The sequence below is a fragment of the Morganella sp. B601 genome (assembly GCF_051172335.1).
Lineage (GTDB): Bacteria > Pseudomonadota > Gammaproteobacteria > Enterobacterales > Enterobacteriaceae > Morganella > Morganella morganii.
Genome location: NZ_JBPIZE010000003.1, coordinates 233,656 through 247,541, shown reverse-complemented (window position 1 = coordinate 247,541; position 13,886 = coordinate 233,656). Strand labels below are relative to the sequence as shown.

The 13,886-nt window shown below is 46.2% G+C and carries 17 protein-coding genes and 2 pseudogenes; 13 read left to right on the top strand and 6 right to left on the bottom strand.

The genetic code is table 11. From position 1 onward, the window contains the following. Window positions 1-28 precede the first annotated feature (28 nt). Window positions 29-760, top strand: a complete 732-nt coding sequence (pdxJ, locus tag ACSBQN_RS09700; protein ID WP_024473957.1) for a pyridoxine 5'-phosphate synthase — start codon at window positions 29-31, stop codon at window positions 758-760. After that, window positions 760-1,146, top strand: coding sequence for a holo-ACP synthase (gene acpS / locus ACSBQN_RS09695; RefSeq protein WP_004236981.1), 387 nt, complete (start codon window positions 760-762; stop codon window positions 1,144-1,146). The genes pdxJ and acpS overlap by 1 nt, the downstream gene beginning before the upstream one ends. A 31-nt stretch (window positions 1,147-1,177) precedes the next feature. Here the strand turns inward: acpS and ACSBQN_RS09690 are convergent, their stop codons facing one another. Next, on the bottom strand, window positions 1,178-1,438 hold the full coding sequence (locus ACSBQN_RS09690; protein WP_015422607.1) for a YfhL family 4Fe-4S dicluster ferredoxin: 261 nt from the start codon (window positions 1,436-1,438) through the stop codon (window positions 1,178-1,180). Window positions 1,439-1,724: 286 nt separating this feature from the next. On the opposite strand from ACSBQN_RS09690, the gene ACSBQN_RS09685 reads away from it, so the two are divergent. Next, a complete protein-coding gene (locus tag ACSBQN_RS09685; RefSeq protein ID WP_354633324.1) occupies window positions 1,725-1,868 on the top strand; it encodes a hypothetical protein in 144 nt (47 codons plus the stop codon). Here ACSBQN_RS09685 and ACSBQN_RS09680 read toward each other — a convergent pair. The 3 genes from ACSBQN_RS09680 to ACSBQN_RS09670 all read right to left on the bottom strand — a co-directional run bounded on the left by ACSBQN_RS09680 (window position 1,839) and on the right by ACSBQN_RS09670 (window position 4,492). After that, window positions 1,839-2,216, bottom strand: coding sequence for a CPBP family intramembrane glutamic endopeptidase (locus ACSBQN_RS09680; RefSeq protein WP_354633310.1), 378 nt, complete (start codon window positions 2,214-2,216; stop codon window positions 1,839-1,841). The genes ACSBQN_RS09685 and ACSBQN_RS09680 overlap by 30 nt on opposite strands. Before the next feature lie 426 nt (window positions 2,217-2,642). Next, window positions 2,643-3,023 carry a VOC family protein gene (locus ACSBQN_RS09675; RefSeq protein ID WP_337137201.1) on the bottom strand — a complete coding sequence of 127 codons (381 nt, stop codon included), beginning with the start codon at window positions 3,021-3,023 and terminating at the stop codon, window positions 2,643-2,645. Between the two features lie 125 nt (window positions 3,024-3,148). Beyond that, window positions 3,149-4,492 (bottom strand): type VI secretion system baseplate subunit TssF, encoded by a 1,344-nt coding sequence (locus ACSBQN_RS09670; RefSeq protein WP_354632844.1) that lies wholly within the window; start codon window positions 4,490-4,492, stop codon window positions 3,149-3,151. A 40-nt stretch (window positions 4,493-4,532) separates the two neighbouring features. Between ACSBQN_RS09670 and ACSBQN_RS09665 the strand changes: the two are divergent. Both ACSBQN_RS09665 and ACSBQN_RS09660 read left to right on the top strand, forming a co-directional pair. Next, window positions 4,533-4,688: pseudogene (locus ACSBQN_RS09665) on the top strand (RHS repeat-associated core domain-containing protein); the annotation flags it as partial. Window positions 4,689-5,065: 377 nt separating this feature from the next. Next, complete coding sequence (locus ACSBQN_RS09660) at window positions 5,066-5,380, top strand: hypothetical protein (protein WP_354632843.1); 315 nt, start codon at window positions 5,066-5,068, stop codon at window positions 5,378-5,380. Window positions 5,381-5,668: 288 nt separating this feature from the next. On the opposite strand, the gene ACSBQN_RS09655 is transcribed toward ACSBQN_RS09660, so the two are convergent. Beyond that, complete coding sequence (locus ACSBQN_RS09655; protein WP_236595565.1) at window positions 5,669-5,842, bottom strand: SymE family type I addiction module toxin; 174 nt, start codon at window positions 5,840-5,842, stop codon at window positions 5,669-5,671. A 72-nt stretch (window positions 5,843-5,914) separates the two neighbouring features. Between ACSBQN_RS09655 and ACSBQN_RS09650 the strand changes: the two genes are divergently transcribed. The 7 genes and pseudogenes from ACSBQN_RS09650 to map all read left to right on the top strand — a co-directional run bounded on the left by ACSBQN_RS09650 (window position 5,915) and on the right by map (window position 11,589). Continuing rightward, the gene (locus ACSBQN_RS09650) at window positions 5,915-6,301 is read left to right on the top strand and encodes an RHS repeat protein (RefSeq protein WP_036407091.1); all 387 of its coding nucleotides are present in this window, start codon (window positions 5,915-5,917) and stop codon (window positions 6,299-6,301) included. A gap of 62 nt (window positions 6,302-6,363) precedes the next feature. After that, a complete protein-coding gene (locus ACSBQN_RS09645; RefSeq protein ID WP_354632842.1) occupies window positions 6,364-7,263 on the top strand; it encodes a DMT family transporter in 900 nt (299 codons plus the stop codon). A 604-nt stretch (window positions 7,264-7,867) separates the two neighbouring features. Beyond that, window positions 7,868-7,990 carry a hypothetical protein gene (locus tag ACSBQN_RS09640; RefSeq protein ID WP_262875534.1) on the top strand — a complete coding sequence of 41 codons (123 nt, stop codon included), beginning with the start codon at window positions 7,868-7,870 and terminating at the stop codon, window positions 7,988-7,990. Window positions 7,991-8,333: 343 nt separating this feature from the next. Continuing rightward, window positions 8,334-8,444, top strand: a pseudogene (locus tag ACSBQN_RS09635) (hypothetical protein); the annotation flags it as partial. Between the two features lie 1,038 nt (window positions 8,445-9,482). Next, window positions 9,483-10,496 carry a tryptophan--tRNA ligase gene (gene trpS, locus ACSBQN_RS09630; protein WP_214167726.1) on the top strand — a complete coding sequence of 338 codons (1,014 nt, stop codon included), beginning with the start codon at window positions 9,483-9,485 and terminating at the stop codon, window positions 10,494-10,496. Between the two features lie 117 nt (window positions 10,497-10,613). Continuing rightward, window positions 10,614-10,820 carry a ParD-like family protein gene (locus ACSBQN_RS09625; RefSeq protein WP_004241949.1) on the top strand — a complete coding sequence of 69 codons (207 nt, stop codon included), beginning with the start codon at window positions 10,614-10,616 and terminating at the stop codon, window positions 10,818-10,820. Next, a complete protein-coding gene (gene map / locus ACSBQN_RS09620) occupies window positions 10,813-11,589 on the top strand; it encodes a type I methionyl aminopeptidase (protein WP_004236966.1) in 777 nt (258 codons plus the stop codon). Before ACSBQN_RS09625 ends, map begins: the two co-directional genes overlap by 8 nt. Before the next feature lie 68 nt (window positions 11,590-11,657). Here the strand turns inward: map and ACSBQN_RS09615 are convergent, their stop codons facing one another. Further along, window positions 11,658-12,251 carry a TetR/AcrR family transcriptional regulator gene (locus ACSBQN_RS09615; RefSeq protein WP_201893310.1) on the bottom strand — a complete coding sequence of 198 codons (594 nt, stop codon included), beginning with the start codon at window positions 12,249-12,251 and terminating at the stop codon, window positions 11,658-11,660. A 144-nt stretch (window positions 12,252-12,395) separates the two neighbouring features. Here ACSBQN_RS09615 and ACSBQN_RS09610 point away from each other — a divergent pair, with 144 nt between their 5' ends. Then, window positions 12,396-13,874: an MFS transporter gene (locus ACSBQN_RS09610; protein WP_354632841.1), complete on the top strand. Its 1,479-nt coding sequence runs from the start codon at window positions 12,396-12,398 to the stop codon at window positions 13,872-13,874. The last annotated feature ends 12 nt before the right edge of the window (window positions 13,875-13,886 follow it).

Genomic DNA, 13,886 nt, shown 5'->3' with positions numbered 1-13,886 from the left:
ACAAAAGTTACCCGGAGGATGATAAAAAATGAGTGAAGTTTTATTGGGTGTAAACATTGACCACATTGCAACTGTCCGTAATGCACGCGGCACCAACTATCCGGATCCGGTTCAGGCGGCATTTGTCGCAGAACAGGCGGGGGCGGAAGGTATCACTGTGCATCTGCGCGAAGACCGCCGTCATATCACCGATCGTGATGTGGAACTGCTGAGACAAACCATTCAGACCCGCATGAATCTGGAAATGGCGGTCACTGATGAAATGGTTGATATCGCTTGCCGTATTAAACCGGCATTCTGTTGCCTGGTACCGGAAAAGCGTCAGGAAGTCACTACGGAAGGCGGTCTGGATGTCGCCGGTCAGAAAGAAAAAATCGCCCGTGCGGTGAAACGCCTGACTGAAGCGGGTATTAAAGTTTCCCTGTTTATCGACCCTGACCATACTCAGATTGATGCTGCGGATGATGTCGGCGCGCCGTTTATTGAGATCCACACCGGTGCTTATGCGGACGCGGAAACGTCTCAGGAAGAAGACAAAGAATTTATCCGTATCAAAGATGCGGTAGCCTATGCGGCTGGTAAGGGCCTGAAAGTGAATGCCGGACACGGTCTTAACTATCACAACGTCCAGCGTGTTGCGGCACTGCCGGCGATTTATGAGCTGAATATCGGCCATGCGATCATCGGCCGTGCGGTCTTCAGCGGACTGGCTGCTGCTGTTGCGGATATGAAAACCCTGCTGCGGGAAGCCCGTCGTTAATGGCAATTGTCGGCATCGGAACAGATATTGTTGAAATAAGTCGTATTGAAGCGGTTATCGGGCGTTCCGGTGACCGCTTTGCAAAACGGATCCTCAGTGACGCGGAATGGGACGTGTACCGGCAGCATAAACAGCCGGTGCGCTTTCTGGCCAAGCGGTTTGCGGTTAAAGAAGCGGCATCCAAAGCGCTGGGCACCGGGATCCGTCAGGGGCTGGCGTTTAACCAGTTTGAAGTCAGTAATGATTCACTCGGCAAACCTAATCTGACCTTTCTCGGCTATGCCGGAGAACTGGCTGCCGCCCGTGAAGTCACACACTACCATGTCTCTATTGCCGACGAGCGTCATTACGCTTGTGCTACGGTTATTCTCGAAACAAACACCTGAAATTGCGCCCTCTGCGGGCGCATCATTACGCTTAAATCTTATCGGCGTGATACATCAGCACAAACTTATCCCACAGCATTTCCTGTGTTTCGGTATGTTCAGGATCGATAATAATGGTGTTGGTAATCGGACAGACTGACTGGCAGGTCGGTTTATCATAATGCCCGACACACTCAGTACATAAATCAGGATTAATTTCATAGATAGAATCCCCCATTGAAATCGCTTCATTAGGGCACTCAGGTTCACACATATCGCAGTTTATGCAACGTTCGGTAATCAGTAACGCCATAGTCGCTATCACCATATAAATTATTTAAAATTCAGTAACTTATACCTTGCACTTATACGTTACTCTCTGCCGCTGCCGGCAGTGTTCCCGGAACTGATTATAGCGGCTTTTATCGGTCGGTAACACCCGGTAAGGCTGCTACTGATGACAGTATGCCCAAAAATTTCCGGAACGGAGATAAAGTGGCCTTAAAAGCTGAGCTGTGCACAGAATTAAATTAATGTACCGGTATACTGAGTCAGGACATGATTTTCATCATAGATGTACATTTTCAGGGAAAAGAGACATGGATGAGCCGGTGAAGAAAAAATATAGCGCTCGCGGTATTATTGCTGATTATGCTATCCGCTGTTTATATATGGTTATCATCGGTTTACTTTCTGGACTATATAATCTTCCGTTAGCTGATATCCGTCAGAATAAACAGTAACAGCATTTGTATGCCGTTATACAGGGCATGCAGAATAATCGGTGCTATAAGGGAATTAGTTTTAATTCTGACCAGACAAAAAATAACGGACATCACAAAAATTATAATAAACGTGAAGGGAGAATGGTACTGATAGTGTGCTGACGCAAACAAGAGTGAAGTGACAGCAATAGCCACGCGCCTGCCATTCGGGCCGTATCCTATCCCTGCATTCAGCAGAAAGCCTCTGAAAATAATTTCCTCAATGACCGGGGCTGCGAAAACGACAGCCACAACAAAAATAAACTGGTGTAAAGGGGAAAAGGTAAATATCCGCAGTAACCATGTTTCATCTTCACCGTAAAACATGGTTGCAACAGATAATATAATCATTGAGATTACCGGTAGCCAGAGGCTTGATAACTGTATCGTACCGAAGGGCATCAGTCCGGTCCGCTTCTGGTAAAATGCACGGGAAAACAGGGAATAAGGCAAAACAAATAAGATCATGAACAGCGGCCATGCGGCAAAAGCTCCGCTACTGGTGGCTGCGCCGGGGAAGGCCAGCATAACAAACTGAATTAAGAACCAGCCAGCAAAAAAAAGGGCACAAACTAAACTGTGCAGTACTCTGTCCACAGATGTCATTTATTAACCTGGTCATTTACCGGTAAAAATTAATTTTAATGTATGGGCAGCAGAAAACAATAAATATTGGTTGTGCCGGAACATTTCTCCTAATCATTATCTTATTTGCTATCTGACAGATAAAGAGCCGGCACAACCGGATTATCATCAGTCAATATTCGTGGTGTCAGTCGCACAGACTCTCAGGCGATGTCCGTCGGGGTCGGTTGCCACGAAGGTGTAGCCGAAATCCAGCATTGCGGGTTTCATAATAATCTCCACCCCCAATTCACTCCATTTGCGGAAAATCTCATCAACTTCACGGTTACTGATATCTGACATGCATATTTCCATACCGCCAATATGTGGTTGTGGTGCAGGGTCGATGCCGGATTTTGCCTGAAGTCCTAATATCATATCGTCCGATAAGGCAAAAACAGAAAATTCACTGTATTGTTCAACAGGCTCTGCATTAAGAAGTCTGGTGTAAAAACGGGTACTTTTCTCAACGTCGCTGACGTACAGAATAATGCTGTTTGGTTTAAACATGCTGCCTCCTGTGGTTTTTCATATCATAACGCTGTTGAATGACAGAAATTGTCAGCAGTGATAAATCTGAATGAAATGCCGATAAAAATTAACTGTGTTTATTTTTGATTTTTATTCGGTTTTAATTAAATCAGTGAGTTATACCCGTTCAGTAAATAAGGCGCCAAATGCCAGACCGTATCATTATCGGTAAATTGCACATTCATTTTCAGCATCATATTTTCTGACAGGCAGAACGGGAAGAAATGATATAAATGCATGACAAACATAAAGGCATCGCCGGTATTGTCATATTTATGCGGATCAAGAGTGATTGTCAGATCCAGACAGCGGTAAGGTTTTCCCCGGACAAGACGGTCATCCAGTACTGAATCAACCGCGTGAATACCGCTCAGCAGCTGGTTTATCTGTTTGCAGCGCTGCCGGTCTGTATCCTGATACAGCACATAGTCGCTGATCAGCTGTTTTACCGAATCCACCGACGACAGCATAAAGCTGTTGGCACTGTAGTGTGACAGCAGATTCCAGTAAGCGTGATTATCCGTTATCGGCGGGTAGCACGGCGTGCATTGTGTGATACCGGTGGCTTCCAGCAGATCCGGCAGCAGCGGGCTGAGATGGCAGATATCCTCCGCACGGCTTTGCGGTGCACTGATAATACAGCGGTAAGTACAGCGGAAATGCGGGCCCGGCAGAACGGTCAGTGCTTTACCGTGATTATCATAAAAATGGATATAATAATGATTCTGGCCGGTGATGGTTTTATCGATGCTGAGCGCGTAAAACCAGGCATCCTGATATTGCGGCAGCAGGCGGGAAGCCGGTGCCAGGTGTGTTACCGGGTAGAAGTCAGCGACAACGCCGCGGAATTCCTCGTGAGGCTCGAAAGCCAGCTGAATATGTTCCAGTTCCGTAATGTAGTGGGCATCATCCAGCGGCAGACGGTAAACCGCTTCATTTTCATGAAAATCCAGTATGATTTCTTTTTGTTCTTCCTGATTCACCACGGCGGCACAATTAAGCAGAAAACTGTTTGTCAGCTGATCATTACGCAGCGGCAGCTGTTTGCTGAAATAAATATTCAGTGTGAAGGTGTCTGATAATGCCCAGTCAAGTTCCGGAACAATCGCCGGAACATCAATATTGATAAAATGGTGCACATGATCGATATATAACCCTTCCAGCAGTTTTTGCGGCCAGTTCGGTTTTTCCTCTGCTCCTTCTAATACCGAATTATTTTTTCCGATCTGAGGAATAAAGCTGAACCGGGTTTCGTCACCGTGATACAGCATATCGCCGTGAGCCTGTTCGATATGATCAAAATACTGACTCAGCCACAATAATAAAATACCGGCGGAGGAGACAGCGGGATCAAGAAAACAGGAGAGTTGTGCGGTTTCCGGTTCTTTATAGCTGCCGCGGTATTTAAATTCCAGTGACAGGCAGCTTTTTGACGGATGGTGCGTCACGTAGCGGCGTAATAATGTGTAAGGCTGTAACAGCGTCGGGGAAACCGGACTGCACTATAATACTTTCCGGTACTACGCGCCGGATACGGGACGCTTTACCCAGCAGAACCCGATAGGGCTGATGGGCGGGCTGAATTTGTATCAGTATGCGCCGAATGCACTGGTGTGGGTGGATCCGTGGGGGTTAGCGTGCCGCAATTCACTAAAAAGATTTAATAAGAGAGACAGAATAACTAAACGGTATGTTGATTTATTGTCAGGAAAAAAACCATCAGATGTGGAAGTATATTTAAATAGTAAAGGTTGGAAAACTACATACCCACAAAGTGCGACACCTCAAAAAATACAGCATGTTGTATTTGAAAAAACCACAAAATCAGGTGAAGTATATCATCTTGATTACAATACATCGGGTAAAACTCATAACAGTGATTATTGGAAGGTAATAAAACCTAATGATCCTGCAGAGTCTGTTTATGAACGAATTGGGCATGGTAAGTTTAATAATTATGATAGGATAAAGAATTCACCTGTGTATATTGATGGTTCTTTAATGAATCCTTGGAGTAAGTAATGAAGAATATAGTTATAAGACTGGATGCTGATATTGTTCCAGGGAAATCAATAGGTGGGGTATCTCTGAGTGATAATGTTAGTGATGTAATTAGATGTATTAATAGTGGCTTTACGATAAAAAAACATGATATCAGTAATTCGGTAGGAAAATTTTTTCTTCATAAAATAAATGGTGGTGCAATATCATTTACTAGTGATGAACATGGAGTAATTATTGCATTATGGTGTAAGCCACCATATAGCGGTAGCTATAAAAATAAACTATATCCGGGAATTACGGCATCAAAATTGAATGAGGTATCAAAAAAATAAGAAATTATAAAAGGCTATCTTGTTATTGATAAAGATTTTCATGTTTATTATGGAATGCCTGAGGATATTGATGATTTTGATTGTTTTTCAGATTTGAATGATGATGTTATATTTAACGAACTATATGTGGGGGATTTAGGCTAAAAATAGCCTGTGGTTTGAAAGATATATCTACCTGCTTTGGCTATACCCATACACCAAAGCAGGTAAATCACCACATCACTCCCCGATCAGCGCCTTAACCTTAAGTTTAAACGCAGCGATCTGGGCTTGCTGTTGCTGATTTTGCTACTTAATTGCCCGGATATCCTCGCTATCCGGGATTAATACCAAACAGCCGTTTAAAATCTTGACGGTAAATATGAAACCGGTCTCAAATCCTGCCGCTTTCAGCCAGTGCCATTTTAAGGTAATGGCGGGCGGCGGGCTGCTGTTTTTGCCTTTCAGGGCATAGCTGACCATGTAAAATCGTTCTGTTTTCAGGGCCTTATTTACTGTGCTGCCTGAAACACCAAAGGGGATATCCACCTGTATATGGATCCGCTGGGGCATGCCACCCGGCTGGTATGGGATGAGCAGGGGGACTGTCTTCAGCAGACTGATCCGGGCGGCAGTATCACCCGTTACCGCTACAATACCCGCGGACAACTGACCCGCTATACCGACTGCTCCGGTTATCACACCACACTGGCCTATGATGATGCCGGGCGTGTCACCGGATTTACTGACAGCGGCGACAAGAAAATCACCTTCGGCCGTAATATCTTCGGGCGGCTGAAAGCGCTGGTCAATGAAAAAGAAGAATCATACCGGTTTGAATATGATGCACTGCACCGCCTGACCCGGGAGAAGAGCCGGTTATTCCTCCGGCCCACACTCATTAAAAATTATTTTAAAATTCATAATTATTTTGATAAATAACAAGCCTGCTTTGTGGTCACCATGTTACGGTCGGATAAATATTGACCAGACTGGAGCGGGATATGCCTTATTTATTCTTAACGCTGGCGGCGTGTTTCTGGGGTGGGAACTATGTTGTCGGGCACCTTTTGGTGACTGAAGCCGACCCGGTGATTTTATCGCAACTGCGCTGGCTGGTGACGGCGGTTTTACTGATGACGCTGTATTTCAGTCAGGTGAAACAGCAGTGGGAATTCATGAAAAAGGCAAAAGGGATAATTCTGTTTCTGTCATTATGCGGACAGGTTTTATTCCCGGTCACATTGTATATCGGTCTGCAATATACCACAGCACTTAATGCCGCTATTTATATGTCGGCAACGCCGTCAATTGTTTTACTGATCAATGCGCTGGTGTTTAAAGAAAAAATTCAGGGGAAAAATTATATCGGCGTATTATTGAGTACGTTAGGTGTGATTTATCTGATACTTAAAGGTAATCTGAATTTTTCAGAAGTGATCAGTCATCTGAATAAAGGAGATTTGTGGGCACTGGGGTCCGCCATCAGTTGGGCGCTGTATTGTGCTTTTTTAAGACTGAAACCCCGTGAGGTGAAAGGTAATGCATTTGTGGCCATCAGCTCGGTGACCGGCAGCCTGATGATGTTACCAATACTGATTATTTATCTGTTTTCACATGATTTTCAGATCAGTAATATGGGAAACTATGCCTCGCCGCTGTTTATATCCGGGCTTGCCTATCTGGTTATTTTCCCGTCTTGGTTCTCATACCTGCTGTGGAATAAAGGTATCCTGACTATCGGCGCAACAAGAGGGGAGATTTTCTCTCACCTGATCCCGCTGAGTGGCGGTTTCTTTGGTGTTCTTTTCCTCAGTGAAAAATTACACAGTTTCCATTTTTTAAGTGGTGCTTTAATTATTTCCGGAATTTATTTTTGTTCTTCTGCGAAAAAACAGGGGTAAAGTAAAGGGGTATGATGCTTGTTATTTTTTATTTATTTCTATTGGTAAATAATAATGGAGTATCATTAATCCCGATTATTTGAAAAATTAATATCACAGGCCGCTGGGTGCCGCCATCTCCTATGATAAAGAAACTGGCCACATCGGTACTGGTACAATAAAATACTAAAAAACAAACCGGAGCGATATTGAAACTCTGGCCTCTGATGTACTGAAAAGTGATCACTATGATGAAAAAGCCAAAGCTTTTGCGGCATTGGAACTGTCTCAGGCTAATAAAGAACGATTCAGTCCGTATAAGTAATGTGTTATTTAATAACAGTCAGTAATTAAAATTGAGGTGTAAGATAAATAATGAAATTATTTTTTATTGAAGAGGGGTGATAGATAATTTCTGATTATATTGTCGCTGTGAATAATAAATAGGACCACGGATTAGTTAATATGAATACCGGTATATACGGATTATTCTCTGTTTTTTATGGTATAACAAAGGAATTCTTGATTAAGATTTAAATAATATGGAGTATATATGTACATACCATGACGTTATCTGTAAACCGGTATGTCGCTATATAACTTTTTTATTGATAAGGATATCCGTATGAAAGAATTATCTGTTCGTGAGTGTGCTGCTGTCAGCGGCGGCGGAATTACTGATTTTCTCCGGCCGGGAACCGGCGATGTTTCTCCGTCAGTAACACCAGAAAAACCGGCGGTCAGCTGATTATCGGCGGGGGGATCGGTCTGGGCTTCGGAGTATTCCCGTTTATCGTCGGTGTCTTCATTGGCGGGATCATTAAAATTCCCCGCTGATGTAAGGTAGTAAAGTAAATGAGGTCACTGTGGTGACCTTTTTTTGTGTCCGCAGGAAAGCGAAAAGAATAAAAAAAAGCCCGGACACAAAACGTGACCGGGCGGAAAGGATATAGGTATGATAATCATGAACAGTATGGAAAGTTCATGTGTATATAATAAAGGGGGCTGTCTAAACAAAAGCACAACACAAGGCCGTTACAGGGAAACCGGTGGCAGGTGTTGTTTTATACGATGTTACACCATAACCGCTTCCGGGAGACTGCTGCGTATTTTGTTCTTACGGCACGGTGGCTTGTCCGCCGGTACAGGAAGCCGCGCTGACGGGGAAAAAATCCTGCTGCTGTCCGTCCTCCGGGGAATAAAAAATACCCGCACAGGTAAGTGTGCGGGTAAATCATGTCAGAACGTGTACCTGCACAGTCAGGAGCAGGTCAGTAATGTGAATATCAATTAATTAAAACTGCTTATCAATATAGCTACTATACGGAAAATGTACAGTATAAAAATGTATTCACGGTTATTTTTAGTATTTACACGTAGTGGTTTTTATCAGGTGGGATACTTATATTGCATTATGTTTTTTCCATAATATACAATATATTACCGGGTTATTGACCTACATTTCTGACGGGAAATAAAAAAGCTTCTGAACAAACGAAACCGGTTCAGAGGCGTCAGGTGTTACTTTCAGCTTGGTAACATCTTAAAGATAGTTAAATTATATGAATTAGTCAAAAATGATTAGTCTGAAAATGTGCTTTTGCCGGGAAGGAAAGGGAGAACAGGGTATTGCACAGCATCATAAATAAAAACGCCTTTCAGTTTTGATATAACACTGAAAGGCGTTCAGAGAGACAATACGTCTGCGTTCATTTAATCATCCCATTTCGGGCTCATGACGGTGGCAAACAGACAGGATAAGATAATAAATCCGAGTGTCAGTAAAAACATATATTCTCCTTAATATAACTTTAGTCTGATCCGATAAACATTCTCCGGCGGAAGGTAATAAATCATAATGTGTCTTCACTGACTGATTCTACCTGATAAAGCCGGTAACTCAATGAAAGAAAACTGATTTATTGTCATGATTTGTCATCTTTGTCCGGGGTGTGCTGACAAAGAATAAAGTATGTAAATAAAAACAGCAGAAATGAAAATATCCGTCGCAGCAAAAAAAAGAGTGGCAATAAGATATAAAGGTTGTACATTGTCAGCATGATGAATAATAAAATTCCAGGCTGTTTATCACACAATGCTTTCTGGTGGCGCACAACGTGCGGCGCCGGTTTTGTTATTCAGTTTTAATTGCAAAAATCGCCGCCGGAGTGCGGCGATTTCATTTCAGACATATTGCATTCACCCCGGCGGCCTCTGATCACAATAAAAGAGGAAATCGTATGTCTGTTCATCACTCCCAATCCGTTATTCTGACCGGCGACCGTATCACCGGGCCTTTACACCTCGGACACTATACCGGCTCGCTGCAACAGCGGGTCAGGCTTCAGCATTCTGCCGTGCAGTATATTCTGATGGCGGATATGCAGGGGCTGACGGATAACGGCGCGCAACCGGAAAAAGTAAACCGTTATTTTTATGATGTGGCGGCGGATTACCTGGCGGCGGGCATCGATCCCGCCCGTTCGGTGATTTGCCTGCAATCGGCGCTGCCCGCACTGGCTGAACTGACACTGCTGTATCTCAATCTGGTGACCGTTTCCCGGCTGGAGCGGAATCCGACCGTTAAACAGGAAATCATTCAGAAGCAGTTCTCCCGTACACTGCCGGCCGGGTTTCTGATTTATCCGGTCAGCCAGGCGGCAGATATCACCGCGTTTAAAGCTGATTTGGTGCCGGTCGGGGAAGATCAGCTGCCGATGATTGAACAAACCAATGAGATTGTCAGTAAGATCAATCATGTTACCGGGCAGGAATTACTGGTTCACTGCCGTGCTGAGATAGGTAAAACCGGCCGTCTGCCGGGAATTGACGGTAACGGTAAGATGTCCAAATCACTGGGGAATGCGATTAATCTCTCTGCCAGTGCAGATGAACTGACGCGTGCCGTCAATGCTATGTTTACCGATCCGCAGCATCTGCGGGTGTCTGATCCGGGGCGGATTGAGGGCAATGTGGTGTTTGCGTATCTTGATGCGTTTCATCCGGATACAGTCCTGGTTGCTGAGATGAAAGCCCGTTATCAGGCGGGCGGTTTAGGCGACAGAGAGTGCAAATCAGTGCTGAACGAATGCCTGCAGCTACTGCTGGCACCGATCCGTGAGGAGCGGGCGCGGCTGATGGCGGATAAACCTTATCTGCTTTCGGTTATCCGCCACGGGACAGAAAAAGCGCGGGAAGTGACACAGCAGACGCTGGATCAGGTAAAAAGAGGAATGGGGCTGCTTATTTTTTGAACCGCATTTTTTGCGGATTATGCTGAATAGGCAGGATGCGATTGATTCCCGTTTGCGGGAGGTCTACTATATGAACCATATCTGTTTTATATATGGTTTGTCAGTTAAGGATTTCACGTGGGTATTGTTAAAATCTCCGATGAATTACATGAATATCTGCGCCGGGCGAGCACGGTAATGTCGCGCTCTATCAATGCTCAGGCAGAATTCTGGATCAAAATCGGAATGCAGGCTGAAATGAATCCGGATAAAACCTTCACAATGCTTGTCAGCGAAATGCTGGAAAAAGAGTCTGTCAGCCGGAAAGGAGAACAGCATGAGTAGTATCGTTATAAAAACACCTGAAGAAATTGAGCTGATGCGGGAATCAGGTCGTCTGCTGGCAAGCGTTTTTGCCATGCTGGACGATTTCATTAAACCGGGTGTTTCCACGCTGGCGATTAATGACAAAGTTGAAGATTATATTGTGAACACCCTTCAGTCACGCCCTGCCAGTAAAGGGCAGTACGGGTTTCAGTATGTGTTGAATACCTCACTGAATGAAGTGGTGTGCCACGGTGTTCCGAAAGCGGACGAACTGGTGAAAGACAAAGATATCATTAACGTGGATATCACACTTGAGAAGAACGGCTTTATTGCCGATTCCAGTAAAATGTATGTGATGCCGGAAGCGTCACCGCTGGCCCGTAAACTGGTGAAAACCACCTATGATGCCATGTGGGAAGGTATTCAGCAGGTGAAGCCGGGCGCGACGCTCGGGGATATCGGTTCTGCTATTCAGCATTACGCGGAATCACGTGGCTACAGCGTGGTGCGCGAGTATTGCGGTCACGGTATCGGCCGTGAGATGCATGAAGCCCCGCAGGTGCTGCACTATGGTGTGCGCGGTAAAGGAACGGAACTGAAAGAGGGGATGACCTTTACCATCGAGCCGATGATTAACCAGGGCGGCGCGAAAATCAAAACCAAAAAAGATGGCTGGACGGTGGTGACGCGGGATAAAAAATTATCCGCGCAGTCCGAGCACACCATTCTGGTGACCGCGACCGGCTATGAAGTGTTAACTCTGCGTGCGGATGAAACATTACGCTGATTTTTATCTGTATAAACAACAGAGTGTGAAAAGCCCGGCTGCGACCGGGCTTTTTTTATCAGAGCAGATCAGGCTTTCAGAAAGCGCAGAAACTGTTCATACAGCACGCCGCCCAGCGTCTGTGTGGTGTAGTGTCCGGACTGCGGCAGGGTATCCACCGCCGCATGCATGCCGTGATAAATAATCATTGCCGTGATATCCGGATGTGCCACCCGCCAGTGACTGTGCTTCTCACCTTCCGCAATCAGGGCAAGCAGCTGATTCAGCACGGCATTTTCATGGTCATTGCCTTGCTGGTGAAATCCCTGATGGAACAGGACATCATGCAGTTCCTGTTTTTCAGTATAGGCCGTGACAGAACGATCACACCAGGCTGCCAGTCTGGCATCCGCATCATCTGCCGCACAGGCATCCATCGCCTGCTGAGTCTGTGACAGAAACCACTCCATATAACGGTGGCGTAATGCCTCGTAAATGTCCGGTTTGGCGGCAAAATAGTGGTAATAGGTTCCCTTGGCGACACCGGCCCGTGCCACAATGTCACTGACCGTAGTGGCATCAAATCCCTTTTCGAGAAACAGTGATTCGGCGGCATCCATCAGTTCATTGATCCGGACATCGGCAGGTTTAAAACGGGGTTTGTGTTCTGCTGACTGAGTCATAAACGCGCCTTGTATAACGGTAAACCCTGATTATGCCATTTACGGGGCAGGAAGGCGAAAAAAACACGCAAATGAAATACGTTCTCATTTAAATTGACCGTCGGTCGGTCAGTGTGTATTCTGCTTCTGTGAAAGGAGAACACTATGAACCGACTTCGTTATTTTGCCGTTACCACTGCGATTTGCCTGGGCACTTTTATGGCAACGCTGGATATCAGTATCGTGAATGTGGCACTGCCGGTCATTCAGCATGATCTGGATGCGCCGATGGTGTCATTGCAGTGGCTGATAGATGCTTATGCATTGTGCTTATCCGCCGTTATCCTGTCCGCCGGTCCGCTGAGTGACCGTTACGGGCGCAAAAAGATGTGGCTGGCGGGTGTGCTGATTTTTACCCTCGGCTCACTGCTTTGTGCACTGGCGGATACACTGCCGTTGCTGCTGTCAGGGCGGGTAGTGCAGGGGATAGCGGCGGCGCTGCTGATCCCCGGAGCTTTGTCGCTGATCACGCATACTTTTGCGGATAATCAGCAGCGGATCCGTGTGATTGGTATCTGGTCATCGGTCAGTGCGCTGTCACTGATTACCGGGCCGATCCTCGGCGGCGTACTGGTGCATACCACCGGTTGGGAAGGCATTTTTCTGATCAATATTCCGGTTGGTATAATCACGTTTCTGCTCGGGCAGTATGGCATCCGTGAAAGTGCGGATCCGGAGAAAGCAGCATTTGACCCGGCAGGGCAGTTACTCAGTATCGCAGCACTGGGCTGTGTGACGTACGGGCTGACAGAGGCGGGCATTTATGGCTGGCTGCATCCGCTGACGCTGTTAACTGTCACCGGCGGAATTATTTTTCTTTTATTATTTCTGTACACCGAAAACCGGGTGGCAAAACCGCTGTTGCCGCTGACGGATTTCAGACGCCGCGAGTATCTGCACTATAATCTGGCCTCGTTTGTGATTGGTTTTGCGGCTTACACCAATGTGTTTTTTATCGCGCTGTTTTTACAGAAAGCGCAGGGCTGGAATGCCCTTGAGGCAGGATGGCGGATGTCGCCGGAATTTATCGCGATGGCGCTGTTTGCATTCTCTTTCGGGCGGATCGCCCGCAAACTGAGTATCCGGCTGATCCTCGGCACCGGTCTGCTGCTGACCGCAGCGGCCTGCGGGCTGATGACTTTACTGACGCCGTATACGCCGTATCCGCTGACAGGGCTGATGCTGTTTATGCTCGGCACCGGTATGGGGTTATCAATTCCCGCCACCGGGGCGCTGATTATGCATGCCGCTGACCCGGCGCGTTCCGGCGTGGCATCGGCGACACTGAATATGATGCGCCAGACCGGTATGACGCTGGGGGTGGCACTGCTCGGCACACTGATGATACAGCGGGCGGTCAGTATTGCGCAGCACCGTCAATTGCCGTCCGCAGAGCAGCTTATTACCGGTGCACAGAGCGGAGAACTGACGGCTGCAGTGCAGAATACAGTTTATGAAGCCTTTGCGGGCGGGTTTAATCTGGCAATGGCAGGCGCAGCATTATCGGCAGTATGGGTATTTATCCTGATATTTTATCCCCGCTGCCGCAAAATGCCGCAGGAAAACGGGAAAATAACCTTATAACAGAGTGGGTAT